The organism is uncultured Lamprocystis sp. (genome assembly GCF_903933125.1).
GTDB lineage: Bacteria > Pseudomonadota > Gammaproteobacteria > Chromatiales > Chromatiaceae > Thiodictyon.
In genome coordinates, this window is sequence record NZ_CAIZIZ010000481.1 from 1 (window position 1) to 12,335 (window position 12,335).

Genomic DNA, 12,335 nt, shown 5'->3' on the forward strand with positions numbered 1-12,335 from the left:
CATAACAGAGGATTTGTGGAGGGATTAAACAATAAGATCAAAGTCATCAAGCGACGTTGTTACTGTATTCTTAAACTTGGGCATCTCTTTCAGCGCATTCAATTGTACCTAGTCGGGTACAAGCTGTATGCGTGAAAAATCAACGCATTACGGTGCGCAGTGCCGACCATGACAACGCGCAAACTCATCAGCTTCGATTGGGCCATGAAATGGCTGCTGCGCAGCAAGGCCAACTTCGGCATCCTCGAAGGCTTCTTGAGCGAGCTGCTGCGCGAGGACGTACAGATCGTGGAGGTCCTGGAATCGGAGTCGAACCGCGACACCGCCGACGACCGCTCCAACCGACTGGATCTCAAGGTGCGTAACCACCGCGGTGAGCTGCTGCTGATCGAGGTCCAATACGAGCGCCGGCACGCTCGGGCTCGCACCAGCGGAACGCGCCGCCTACGAGCGCTGGCAGGACGACCTGCATCTGCATGCGAGCCTGGTGGCGTCGAACTTTGTAGTTGGCAAGATCGACGGACGCGAGGAACGCACCTGGAGATCGCCCGAGCGATGAAGGCCAACGGTGTCGCCGCGAGCGTCATCGCCGAGTCTACCGGCCTGGCCCTTGAGGTCGTTACCGGCCTTTAGGCGATTTCCGAAGAACTTCGTAACACGCGGGCTCAGCCTCCGGGGATTCGAGCGACGCAACTGGAGGCCGACGCTTTAGCGGGCGGCGGTGCCGTGTCCGGCTGAAGCTTCGACCTACGGTCTGTTGTGCGCGTGCATGATGGTAGATTATTTGCCGGAAAGCACCTAAGGAATCGGCGCGCGCGGCGCACCTCCTTCGTCGGCACAGGCTACGGCATTTCCATGACCGGCGCGGGGACTCCAAGCTCGGCGGCGACCTGGACGAGCTGCGGCCACAGGCCCCACTGCCCGCGGGCGCGCAGCGCCGACTCGGCACAGGCGAGTGCGGCGCGGGCCTCCGCGGGGCGGGCCTGATGGTGCTTCAGGCGCGCCTCCAGGAGGTGCAGCTCGGCCTCGCGGCGACGATAGCCCGTCTCGCGGATCAGGCGGTCGGCCTGGGTCCAGTGCTTCGCCGCCTCGGGGACCGCATCCGGGGCGGCGGCGCGGTCCAGTGCTCGGTCCAGATCCAGGTGCCCGGCCAGCAGGGCGCACTCGGCGAGATAAGTCCGCATGCCGGGCGGGGTGGCCAGGCAAACCGCGGCATCCAGGTCGGCGCGGGCGCCGGTCGGATCGCACCTGGTGCGGCGGTGGTGGGCGCGAGCGAGGTACAGGATCGGCATGAGAACCATCGAGTTAGCCCGGCGCATGGTCTCGATGGCCAGGTCCAGTGCGGCGCCGGCCTCCCGGATCTGACCGTCGGGCTCGGCCGCCGATCCGTCCGGTCCGGCGAGTACCTGGCCGATGGTGCAGCGGTCGAGTGCGATGGACAAAAGGTGCCCGGTGCCCTCGACATACGCCAGCGACGCCCGCGCCCGCTCCAGCACCGCGCGCCCCGTGTCCGGGCCTGCTCCAGCAGGAGCTGGGCGTAGTCAAAGCCGTACAGGCCCACGAGCCTCGAATCGTGCGGTGTGAGTTCCGCCTGCACGGACTCGGCCTCGGCGAAGGCTTGTGCGGCATCGCTGGATCGGCCCTGGCCGTGCAGCGTGCGGCCGAGATAGGCCAGGGCCTCGAGCCGGCGCTGCCGGGCCTCGTTCTGGTCCGCGACGCTTCCAGCCGCCTCCGCCACCTCGCGCGCTACGGACTCGGCTTCGCGCCAGTGCCCGAGCGGAGTCAGCAGATCGACAAGGTTCTCCGAGGAGATACAGAAGTTGTTCCAGTCCCCGGCCTCGTGCTCCCGCTCGCGGCCCATCCGCCGCGACCCCAGCGCCTCGTCGAGTCCGCCGAGCGACATGAGACAGAAGGCGACCTCGGCGATCAGCCAGGAGCGGTCGGGCTCGCTCAGATCCCCGGTCACGGGCGGTCGTATCCAGCCCTCGGGGAAGAAGCCCAACAGTGCCGAAAGGTTCGCGGAGATGGCGCCGAGTTGGAACAGGCTGTAGGACTGGTTGCCGCGCTGGATGCGGTCCCGATAGACTTCGCCCAGCGCTTGCGCATACTGCCCCGCCCGACACCCATGCCCGACCGCCCGGTAGAGCGGCTCCAGCCCCTCCAGTGTCTCCGGCTGCGCTTGCCCGGGCTGTGCCCGGAACCAGTCGAACAAGACTCCATGGGCCGCGCGCCAGGCCGTGGGCGACTCCTGCTCCAGTGCGCGGCCGAAGTGCTCGCGCACCAGCGGGTGGGCGTCGATGTGTGGAGCCGGCATCCTGCCGGCATCTAACCCCAATTGCCCGCCGCCGCCCCCGCCCTCAACCGACGCCGCCAACCCCCACTGCCGCAACCGCGCCAGAGATTCCTCCAACTCCGCCTCGCTCGCCGCATACAGCGGCTCGGTGAGCCCGGCAATCGCCGGGTCCTGCGCCTTGAGCGCCAGGACGGCCGCCCAGGGCGCCGGGCGGTCGAAGAGCCCGAGTACCCGCACCAGTGCGCGATCCAGCGCGGCATGCTCGTCGCGCAGTGCCGCGTCCAGCCAGCCCATGACGGTCTGCGCGTGCCGATCGGGGCCCTGTTCCGGGAGCACCGGCCAGTCGCGGGCGAGGAAGGCCGCGGCCCGGTTGTCGAGGAAGCCGTGGGTCAGCTCCGCGGCCAGGACCAGAGCCAGCGGGTGGTCGGCGCAGCGCTCGGCCATCGTGTCGAACCCGGCCGGAGTGCCGTCGAGTCCGCGGGCTTCGAGTAGCGCGACCGACCCTGGGCGCGGCAGGACACCGAGCCGGATCTCGCGAAAATGCGGCTGGGACGCGATGAGCGGGTCCGGGATCGACAGTCGGGAGCTTGCGAGACACACCGCCTGGCCCGGTACGCGGCCGAGCCCTTCGAGCAGTGCGGCGAGCCCTTGATCCTTGAGCCGGCCGTTGAGCTTGGGGTCGGCGGACGCCTGCTGGAGCGGCTCCAGCCCGTCGAGCGCGAGCACGGTGGGGGCCTTGACCGCGCACTCGGCGAGCAGGCGGCCCAGGTCGGCGTCCGCGGTGGTCGGCTCGGGATGCTCGCCGAGTGCCGCGAGCGCACGCAGCAGAAAGGCGCGGGCGCTGATGGTCTGGTCGCGGCTCCCCTGAGAGTAGAACGAGTGGCCGACGAAGCGGGTGCCGGGCGGCCAGTCGCGGCTGCCGAGCCACTGGCGGGTGAGCGCGGACTTGCCGACCCCGCCGGGGGCGACCCAGAGCAGGACGCCGCCCGGTCCGCCACCGAGCTGGGTGTCCATGCGGGTGATCTCCGACTCGCGGCCGAAGAGCCGAGGCGTGACGCCGGGGAGTTCGGCGAGTAGTGCGGCGAGTGCGTCACAGGTACGGTCGGTCGGTGCGGCGGGGGCCGGGTCCGGGGCGCGGGGGTGCAGCCCGTGTTGGGTGCGATGGGTCTCCAGGACTTGGCGGATCTCGCGCACCACGGCGGTATAAGCCTTGGAGTGGGGACGATGATCGAGGATGGGCCGGGCGTCGCGCGGGACCATCTGGTGCTCGGCGACGGCGGGGACGGCCTCCCAAAGACAAAAGTCGGCCAGCACGAAGAGGATCAGCACGCCGTCCTCGCGCCGGCGGCGCAGGAAGGCGGCGAGTTCCACGTCCATGCAAAACCCGGACACGAGAAAGTCCGCGCAGACCACGAAGAGCGCGGTGTCGGCCCGTTCGATGGCCGTCTCGATCTCGGCGCGCCAGGCCGCGCCGGGCGGGATGGCGCGGTCGGTCCAGGTGGAGACCAGCCCCAGACGCTCCAGCACACGCAGGTGGGTCAGCAGCCGGTCCTTGACCGCTTCGCTCTGATGCGAATAGCTGATGAAGAGCTCGAACGGGCGGGCGCGATCCGGGCCGGGCATGACGGTTTCCATGGTTACCTTGTTGCTTACGGTTGTATCCATTGCGATGGGGGTTTGCAAGGCGCCCGGCGTGGGACAGCAATTCCGAATTACAGACCGATCCCCAGCGCCGGCTCAGGCCGGCGCAAGAGTCTCGACCTCGAAGCCGACCAGGGTCCGCCGCTCACGGCTGAATTCGATGCCGATCAGATGGATCGGCAGGCCCTGCGCGCGGTATTTGTCGGCATAGCCGCGGTCTTTGAGTTGTTGCAGCGCCCGGCCCTCGGGCGCGAGTTCCACCACCTTGAACTCGAATAGCCAGACCTGGGCCTCGAAACGCAGGGCCAGGTCAATGCGCCCGTGCGCGGTGGCGTCCTCCGGGGTCAAGTCCAGGCCCAGCGCGGCAATGTGGCTGTAGAAGACGCTCGCGTAGAAGCCCTCGTAGCGGGCGATGGGGTTGTTGTCGTGCCACTGGTGGGGGATGGCGTCGAACAGGGCCTGCACATGGGCGCGCAGGGCCGCGAAATCGCCGGCGACCAGGGTGTCGTAGAGCCGGCTCTGCGCCCGCTCAGCCGCCATCGGGTCGCCCATCAGACCCTTGAGCAGGGCGTCGTTAAGGGCGGTCTGCACTTCCAGGTTGGGGTAGCCCAGGGTGTGCTCGATGCGCGCCCCGGTGCGTCGGGAGCCGTGGAAGGTCAGGTAACCAGTCTGCCACAGCAGCGCCTCGGGTGCGATGTGCTCCACATCGAAGGCGGACAACAGGGCCTCGGAACTGTGCAGCCGGGCCAGGTCCGGGGTGAAGAAGCCGCGCGCGGTGAGCAGATCGACGAGAAAGGTCGGGGTGCCGGTCTCGAACCAAAAGGAGCGGAATTCGCGCTTCTGAAAGAGCAACAGCAGATCGAAGGGGTTGTAGACCGCTTCGCCAGTCCAGTTGTAGCCGTTGTACCAGCGGCGCACCTCGGCCCGGTCGAGCCCAGGAAGCTCCGGCGCAAAAACCTCATCCACATCGGTCTCGGTATAGCCGCACAGGGCCGAGTAGCGGGCATCGACCGTGATGTCGTTGAGGTTGTTGAGCCCCGAGAAGATGCTGACCTTGCTGAACTTGCTGACCCCGGTCAGAAAGGCAAAGCGCAGATGGGCGTCGTTGTCCTTGAGCACTGAATAGAGATTGCGCAGCCCGTCGCGCATCTCGCGGGCCGCCTCCGGGCGGGTGAGATTGTCCAGGATCGGCTTGTCGTATTCGTCGATCAGGACCACCGCCCGTTGGCCGGTCAAGGTTTCGGCCTCGACGATCAGCCGGGCGAGCTGTCCGGGCCGCGTGGGCGCGGCGACCCTGACGCCCAGCCGCCGGGCGTTGTCCTCCAGCAGCTCGCCGATGCGCTCATCAAGCTCCTGGCGGTCACGCAGGACACCGCCGCCGAAGCTGATGCGGATGACCGGAAAGCGCACCGACCAATCCCAGTGCGGATGGATCGAAAGCCCCCGAAACAACGGCTCGTTGCCGGCGAAGACCTCGGCAATGGTGTCGAGCAACAGAGACTTGCCGAAGCGCCGCGGGCGGGAGAGGAAATACTGGCTGCCCTCGGTGATCAGCGCCCGGATAAAGCCGGTCTTATCGACGTAATAGCAGTCGTCCTCGCGGATCTTGGCGAAGGTCTGGATACCGATCGGCAGCTTGCGGGTCTTCATGGTCGGTCTCGGCGACGGGCGATGCGGCCACGATGCCGCCGGGGCGTGCCTCGGTCAAGGTCCGGGTCAGGCGCGTCTCACCCGTCGGCCGGCCCGCCGCGGGTGAGGCCGCCGCACCCGGTCGGCCATGTCGAGACGGGGTAACCGGCGGAAGCAGCCAGGCGCGGGCGTTGACCATCTCGCAGAACTGGCGGCTCCGGCCCAGGGCCTTGATGAACAGGTCTTGCAGCGAATCGTCGGCCTCGCGGGCATCGCCCAGTCGGCGGACCAGCGAGGCGCGCAACTCGCGCTCATGCTGGCCCCAGGCGATCATCAGGCAGGTCACGCGATCACCGCGTCAACTGCGACAGTCCGGCAACCCCCACCGGCGTCTCTGGCAGCCACGGGACCAGCGCACAACGGGGGCTGAGTTGGTCGGCGACCCGGTGAATGAAGGGGACCTCCGCGGCGCCGCGTTCACGCAGCAGCGGGTGCCGGGTACCGCTTGCCAGCAGGCTCTGGTTGATCACCCAGGCGAAGGGCGCGATGCCGGCGCGGCCCAGGTCCGCTTGCAGGCGTTCCGCCTCATGCACCGGGGTGGCCTCCGCCAGGGTGACGATCAGCACGCGCGTGAGCGCCGGGTCACGCAGCCGCGGCAGCAGTTGCCGCACCGCCTCGGGCATCTCGCCCTGGGTGCGCGAGACCTCCCGATGGTAGGCCTCGGCGGCATCGAGCAGCAGGATGGTGTGCCCGGTGGGTGCGGTATCGAGCACGACGAAGCCGTCCTGGCCGGCGTCCACGGCGCGGGCGAAGGCGCGGAAAACGGCGATTTCTTCGGTGCAGGGGGAGCGCAAATCCTCCTCCAGCATCGCCAGGCCATTGGCGTCCAGGTTGGGCGCGGCCTTGGCCAACACCTCGGCCTGGTAGGCGGCGACCTCGGCCGCGGGATCGATGCGGCCGACGCGCAAGCCGGGGACGGACGCCCCGATCGCCGCGGCGACATGGGCGGCCGGATCGGTGGTGGACAGCTGCACCGCATGACCGCGCCGCGCGAGCGCGACAGCGATGGCCGCCGCCACGGTGGTCTTGCCCACCCCGCCCTTGCCCATGGTCAGGATGACGCCCCGTCCCGCCTGGGCGAGCTCGTCCATCAGGACCGAAAGCCCAGCCGGCAGTACAACTTCAGGCACAGGGGCATCGACGGGCGCCGCGGCGCGCTCAGGATTCGCCATCAGGCGCAGGGCGTTGAGACCAACGGTCCCCCGGGCCAGCAGTGGGGTCCTGCTGACCGGCAACCGGGCCAAACCGACCGGCATCCCATCCAGCGCCGCGGCACCACGCGCCATCATCGCCGCAGCGATGGCGTCATCGGTCGGGGCGACGGCCAGGACACCGTTGAGCGCCAGTTGCAGGTTGCTCACGCCGAGTGCCGCGAGCTCCTCGCGCGTGCGCTCAGCCTCGCGCAGGGCCGAGACATCCGGCCGGCTGACCAGCACCACCGAGGTTTGCGCCGGGTCGGCGAGTTGGGCGACGGTCGCGGCGTAGAGCGCCTTTTGCTTCTCCAGTCCGGCCAGTGGGCCGAGGCAGGAGGCACCACCGGTGGCTGAGTCGATGAACTCGTTCCAGGCCGAGGGCAGGGTCAGCAGGCGCAAGGTATGGCCGGTGGGGGCGGTGTCGAAGATCACATGATCGAACTGGGCTGTCGCGGTGGGCTCACCCAACAGCTTGGAGAACGCGTCGAAGGCGGCGATCTCCACCGTGCAGGCGCCGGAGAATTGTTCCTCCATGCTGGTGATGGCGGCGGCCGGCAGAATGCCGCGGTAGGGCGCGACCATCCGCTCGCGGTAGTCGTGCGCGGCCGCCTCGGGGTCGATGTTGAGCGCGAACAGCCCGGCGGCCCCCGGGATCGCCGTTGGTGTCTGACCCAGTGCAACGCCCAGCACCTCATCGAGATTGGAGGCCGGATCCGTGCTGACGATCAGCACCCGCCGCCCCGCATCGGCCAATGCCAGGCCGGTAGCGCAGGACAAGGAGGTCTTGCCGACCCCGCCCTTGCCGGTAAAGAAGAGGTGACGCGTGGCCACTGCCGGGATCGCCATCAGCAACAACCGCTGTCGCCGCCGGATTTACAGCAGGCGCCACCCGCGACGCGCAGTGAGTCCGCCGGACCGGTTGCCGCGGCGCCATGGCCCGCCCCCTTGCAGCAGACGTGGTCATGATCCTCCGGCGCCGGGGCAGCGATCGGCAGCAACCCCAGCTTCTGCACCAATTGGGCACGCGAGAGATAGGCGCCGGTCGCGACCACGCGGCCATCGACCAGGGTCACCGGCAGGCGCTCTATCCCCGCCTCCAGCTCCTTGAGTACCGCGGGATTCGCCGCAAAGACCTGGGGCTCCTGCGACAGGTTGTGACGAGCGACCTCGACCCCTTGCCCCGCGAGCCATTGCAGGTCGGCATTGAATGCCACCAGGACCGGATCGACCTCGACACCGCAGACGCCGGTCGAGCAACACATGGCCGGATCATAGATTGCGAGTTTCTTCATGACAGTTTCTCTTGAATGGATGTTTGGTCACCTGCGTACCACCCCTTGCTGGCATTGACCACCCGGACCACCAGCAGCATCACCGGCACCTCGATCAGTACGCCAACCACGGTGGCCAGTGCGGCACCGGACTCGAAGCCGAATAGCGCGATCGCCGCGGCCACGGCCAACTCGAAGAAATTCGAGGCACCGATCAGGGCCGAAGGACCGGCGACCGAGTGCTTTTCGCCGACCAGTTTGTTGAGCCCATAGGCCAGCCCCGAATTGAAGAAGACCTGGATGAGGATGGGCACGGCCAGGATGGCGATCACCAGCGGTTGCTCGATAATGGCTTTGCCCTGGAAAGCGAATAGCAGCACCAGGGTGGCGAGCAAGGCGACGATGGATGCCTGGCCCAAGAAGACCAAAGTCGCGTCGAACCGCGCCTGACCCTGTTTGAGTAGCGCCCAGCGCCAGGCCTGGGCCAGCCCCACGGGAATGACGATGTAGAGCACCACCGAGGTCAGCAAGGTATCCCAGGGCACGACGATGGCCGACAGCCCGAGCAGCAGCGCCACGATCGGTGCGAAGGCGAAGATCATGATGCTGTCGTTGAGCGCGACCTGCGACAGCGTGAAATAGGGGTCCCCATCGCACAGCCGGCTCCAGACGAACACCATGGCGGTACAGGGCGCGGCGGCCAGCAGGATGAGCCCGGCCACATAGCTGTCGAGCTGTTCGGCCGGCAGCCAGGGGGCGAAGACCCCGCGGATGAGTAACCAGGCCAAGAGCGCCATGGAGAATGGCTTGACCGCCCAGTTGACGAACAGGGTGACGCCGATGCCCTTCCAATGGGACTTGACCTGATGCAAGGCCCCGAAGTCGATCTTCATCAGCATCGGGATGATCATCACCCAGATGAGGAGACCCACCGGCAGATTGACCTGTGCAACCTCCAGTCGTCCGATGGCCTGGAAGGCGCCCGGAAAGAGCTGACCCAGCCCAATGCCGGCCAGGATGCAGAGCGCGACCCAGATCGTCAGATAGCGCTCGAAGACGCTGAGCCGTTTCCCGGCTGCGGCCCGGGCGGTGACATCACATTGCGCGGTCACTGGCTGCACTCCGCATGGATGCGCCGCGCCGCGGTCCGCCGGTCATCCGGGGTCATGGACTCCAACGGCTCGGCGAGCAAGGCACGGACGCGGCGCTCCAGTTCACGGTAGGCGACTTCGAAGGCGGCACGGCGCGCTTCCAGTGGTTCCACATGTGCCGGGTCGTCAATCCCCCAATGGGCGGTCACCGGGTGACCGGGCCACACCGGGCAGGTCTCGCCCGCGGCACTCCCGCAGACCGTGATGATCAGATCGAACTGCGGCGCACCGGGCACGGCGAACTCATCCCATGACTTGCTGCGCGCCTCCGGCACCGGCACGCCATGTGCCGCGAGCGTCTCGAGCGCGACCGGATTGACCCGCCCGGCCGGCTGGCTGCCGGCCGACCAGGCACGCACCCGCCCGGCACCCAAGTGGTTGAACAGCGCCTCGCCGAGGATCGAGCGGGCCGAGTTGCCGGTGCAGAGGATGAGCATGTTGAGCGCAGCAGGGTCAGTCATCGATTACTCCTTCGGGAGGCAGCGGTTGAGATCGCCGCCGCAGCAGTTTTCGGTCAGGAAGGCGACCAGGGCATGCACCGCGGCAAGCTCCGCCCGGTAGCGGACGAACCGGCCCTCTTGGACCGCGCTCACGAGGCCAGCCTGCGCCAGGGTCTTGAGGTGAAAGGACAGGGTCGGCGCCGGCAGGCCGAGTTGCTCGCCGATGACACCCGCCGTCAGCCCCTCGGGGCCGTTCTGCACCAGCAGGCGAAAGACGGCCAGACGGCTGTCCTGGGCCAGTGCGGCGAGGGCGGAGACGGCAGCTTTACTTTCCATGATTCCAATATTATCGAAATCTTTGGGGAAAGGCAACTCCAACCGGCAGCATCGTTCCGGCTCCTGAGTTAGCGAATCTCGATAACGGTCTTTCCTTGTTCAAGGATCTGCCTCAGACTCGGAAGCAAAGCGCCGAAAGCCGCTAACAAGACGGACTTCCGACAATTCCCGGTTCTGACCCAGATCACTTGCGGTGCCGTTGCACCTTCACGATCAGCCATCAAGGCGAAATCCTGGTCTTTCGTAACGATAACGAGTTGTTCGCTTTTTGCCAGCCGCCAGATCTCGCGATCATCGCTCGCATCCATGCCGATATCGGAAACATGATCACAAGCAAACCCCTGGTCGGCGAGGAACCGTGCCAATGCCGCGGGCAACTGATTATCGACCAGCAACCTCATGCCGCGATCAGGATCGGGTGTTGGGTCTGAACGGCAGCATATTCCAGGGCCGCAAAGATATCCTCCTCTTCCAGAAACGGATAGTCTTCAAGAATCTCAGCGTGCGATGCCCCCGCACTGAGAAGACTGAGGATATCGCTCACGCGGATGCGGTAGCCGCGGATACAGGGGCTGCCACCGCATTTACCGGGTTCCAGGGTGATGCGTGCGAGTCGTTGCGGGTTCATAGCGTCATCCTCGGCGGTGAAGTTTATACTTGATCGGGACGAGATCGAATTCACCAAGAAGTTCATGGAGGTTGAGATCCCTGATCTCTGTCACTTGCTCTTGCGCATTGAATCTTACTATAACGACCGACGACGACATCTCATGGTCCTTGAGAAACTCCAGTTGACCCGAAGATATGTAAACATTGGGGTCTCCCTCAGCCTTGGTCGTTTTTACCTCGAGGTAGTGGTCTGCGTATCCCGTTCCGTTTCTCCGTACGGTCTTGATGTCATAGGGGCATTGCGGCGCTGCCTGTGAGACCCACTCCACCGCGCCCGGTCCGAGGCCCAATACTCTGGCATCTTCGACCTCGCGATCAAAAATGACCTGCTCCCCCAGTAAACCAATTTCCTGATCCGGGGCGAGTATCTCGCCGCCGTGATCCTCGGGTCCATTTCCCGGTTCGTTCGGCTGTTGGATCAGTCCTAAACCATAGTAAGCGGCAATATTTCCTAATACGCGTATTTCTCGTTCGATCACAAATCTGGCAGGCCCCGCTGCACCCGGAAGCGCAGCGATAGCGCCATTATCGACAACTCATTTGACAACCGGACAACTGTGCCGATCTAAGCGCCTCAACCATCTGATAAATAAATAAAAAAACTAGCGCATACCGTCCGGCGTGCTCGCATATCAAATGAGTCCTCGATAAAGGCGTCTTGTAGGATGTTCTGCGCGTAATCACCTTGGTCCAGATACATCAGGCTGCGAATAAAGTTGGGAGGGGTATGTCTTACAGCCAGCGGGTTGTAAATGACAGGGGGCAAAAATAGTGTTGAATAGTCAGCCCGGGCTTTGGCATGAAAGGATATCCTGCCGATTCCATCAATATGAGTCTTTTCGGGGCCTGCCGTCTCGACCAAAGATGCGAGCTCGACCGTGAACCCCAACGATTGAGGGTGGCATATCGGGGTCTTGTTGGTATGTGAACGAAAAAATCACGAATTCATCATTGAGTTTATCTTTAGCCGGTATGCAGGTTGGTGGGAGGTAGGTACGGACAGAACCCTGCTTGGGGATACGAAAATTGAGGCATTCGTGAAAGCCATTGCCGCCGATGCCTTCGAGAAATTCTTGATGCTCTGCCGCTGTGGCGGGGCGAGAATATTTCAGGTGAGGAGGAAGATCATTGCGATGATCGAAGTGTATCTTTATGGCGATGAAGTGTGGCATTGAAGTCTCAAATTCTGGAGAAATGGAGCCAGAGTCGAATGCAGCAATTCCCGGCGAACGGCGTGTAAGCCGCGGATTTATAAAGAATCACGATTCTGACCGCAACAAGATTTGCAAAATAGCAACCTATGGTTTCAAGAGGTTAGCGTTCACCGGGAATCGCTGAGTCGAATGGCACTAAGATAAGCCCAACCGACTGAAAAACTTCGGGCTGGCTGGCAAGGGTAATACGCTGGAACTCGCCAAAGCCAACCGACCATCCCGAGCGCCAGCCCCATGCATCCTAACCAGCACGCCGCCCTACTGCAACGCGTCCTTGATCGCGCCGGAAACACCGATGCTTACGGTTCCCCTCGTGACACCGCTCCAGAGATTGGGCAAGTATTCGGACCGTGGTCGGCACCTGGGGTACACTGTCACGCAAGACGAAACCAAGGGGTTGGGGAAGCAATGGACAGGCGCTACAAGCAGGGCACGGCG

Annotated in this window: 15 protein-coding genes; 3 read left to right on the forward strand and 12 right to left on the reverse strand. The window is 65.1% G+C overall.

Features of this window, described 5'->3' with window-relative positions; translation table 11 throughout:
• On the forward strand, positions 1-135 hold a 135-nt coding region (locus QZY03_RS26605; protein WP_295586450.1), incomplete at its 5' end, for a transposase.
• A gap of 33 nt (positions 136-168) precedes the next feature.
• On the forward strand, positions 169-633 hold the full coding sequence (locus tag QZY03_RS26610) for a PD-(D/E)XK nuclease family transposase (protein WP_295586411.1): 465 nt from the start codon (positions 169-171) through the stop codon (positions 631-633).
• A 421-nt stretch (positions 634-1,054) separates the two neighbouring features.
• Here QZY03_RS26610 and QZY03_RS26615 read toward each other — a convergent pair whose 3' ends face one another.
• From QZY03_RS26615 to QZY03_RS26670, 12 genes are all read right to left on the reverse strand, one after another.
• A complete protein-coding gene (locus QZY03_RS26615) occupies positions 1,055-3,916 on the reverse strand; it encodes a toll/interleukin-1 receptor domain-containing protein (protein ID WP_295586414.1) in 2,862 nt (953 codons plus the stop codon).
• A gap of 114 nt (positions 3,917-4,030) precedes the next feature.
• Complete coding sequence (locus tag QZY03_RS26620) at positions 4,031-5,584, reverse strand: ATP-binding protein (RefSeq protein ID WP_295586417.1); 1,554 nt, start codon at positions 5,582-5,584, stop codon at positions 4,031-4,033.
• Positions 5,508-5,909 (reverse strand): sigma factor, encoded by a 402-nt coding sequence (locus tag QZY03_RS26625; RefSeq protein WP_295586420.1) that lies wholly within the window; start codon positions 5,907-5,909, stop codon positions 5,508-5,510. The genes QZY03_RS26620 and QZY03_RS26625 overlap by 77 nt, the downstream gene beginning before the upstream one ends.
• 4 nt (positions 5,910-5,913) lie before the next feature.
• Complete coding sequence (gene arsA, locus QZY03_RS26630; RefSeq protein WP_295586423.1) at positions 5,914-7,662, reverse strand: arsenical pump-driving ATPase; 1,749 nt, start codon at positions 7,660-7,662, stop codon at positions 5,914-5,916.
• The gene (arsD, locus tag QZY03_RS26635; RefSeq protein WP_295586427.1) at positions 7,662-8,108 is read right to left on the reverse strand and encodes an arsenite efflux transporter metallochaperone ArsD; all 447 of its coding nucleotides are present in this window, start codon (positions 8,106-8,108) and stop codon (positions 7,662-7,664) included. Before arsD ends, arsA begins: the two co-directional genes overlap by 1 nt.
• Positions 8,105-9,199, reverse strand: a complete 1,095-nt coding sequence (arsB, locus tag QZY03_RS26640) for an ACR3 family arsenite efflux transporter (protein WP_295586430.1) — start codon at positions 9,197-9,199, stop codon at positions 8,105-8,107. The genes arsD and arsB overlap by 4 nt, the downstream gene beginning before the upstream one ends.
• Positions 9,196-9,699 (reverse strand): arsenate reductase ArsC, encoded by a 504-nt coding sequence (locus tag QZY03_RS26645; protein ID WP_295586433.1) that lies wholly within the window; start codon positions 9,697-9,699, stop codon positions 9,196-9,198. The genes arsB and QZY03_RS26645 overlap by 4 nt, the downstream gene beginning before the upstream one ends.
• A 3-nt stretch (positions 9,700-9,702) precedes the next feature.
• Positions 9,703-10,014 carry a helix-turn-helix transcriptional regulator gene (locus QZY03_RS26650; RefSeq protein ID WP_295586435.1) on the reverse strand — a complete coding sequence of 104 codons (312 nt, stop codon included), beginning with the start codon at positions 10,012-10,014 and terminating at the stop codon, positions 9,703-9,705.
• A 68-nt stretch (positions 10,015-10,082) separates the two neighbouring features.
• The gene (locus QZY03_RS26655) at positions 10,083-10,415 is read right to left on the reverse strand and encodes a DUF5615 family PIN-like protein (RefSeq protein ID WP_295586437.1); all 333 of its coding nucleotides are present in this window, start codon (positions 10,413-10,415) and stop codon (positions 10,083-10,085) included.
• The gene (locus tag QZY03_RS26660) at positions 10,412-10,642 is read right to left on the reverse strand and encodes a DUF433 domain-containing protein (protein WP_295586440.1); all 231 of its coding nucleotides are present in this window, start codon (positions 10,640-10,642) and stop codon (positions 10,412-10,414) included. The genes QZY03_RS26655 and QZY03_RS26660 overlap by 4 nt, the downstream gene beginning before the upstream one ends.
• Before the next feature lie 4 nt (positions 10,643-10,646).
• The gene (locus tag QZY03_RS26665) at positions 10,647-11,162 is read right to left on the reverse strand and encodes a DUF3883 domain-containing protein (protein WP_295586443.1); all 516 of its coding nucleotides are present in this window, start codon (positions 11,160-11,162) and stop codon (positions 10,647-10,649) included.
• Between the two features lie 95 nt (positions 11,163-11,257).
• Positions 11,258-11,545, reverse strand: coding sequence for a hypothetical protein (locus QZY03_RS26670; protein ID WP_295586445.1), 288 nt, complete (start codon positions 11,543-11,545; stop codon positions 11,258-11,260).
• A 175-nt stretch (positions 11,546-11,720) separates the two neighbouring features.
• Between QZY03_RS26670 and QZY03_RS26675 the strand changes: the two genes are divergently transcribed.
• Positions 11,721-11,858, forward strand: coding sequence for a hypothetical protein (locus tag QZY03_RS26675; RefSeq protein ID WP_295586447.1), 138 nt, complete (start codon positions 11,721-11,723; stop codon positions 11,856-11,858).
• Positions 11,859-12,335 lie beyond the last annotated feature (477 nt).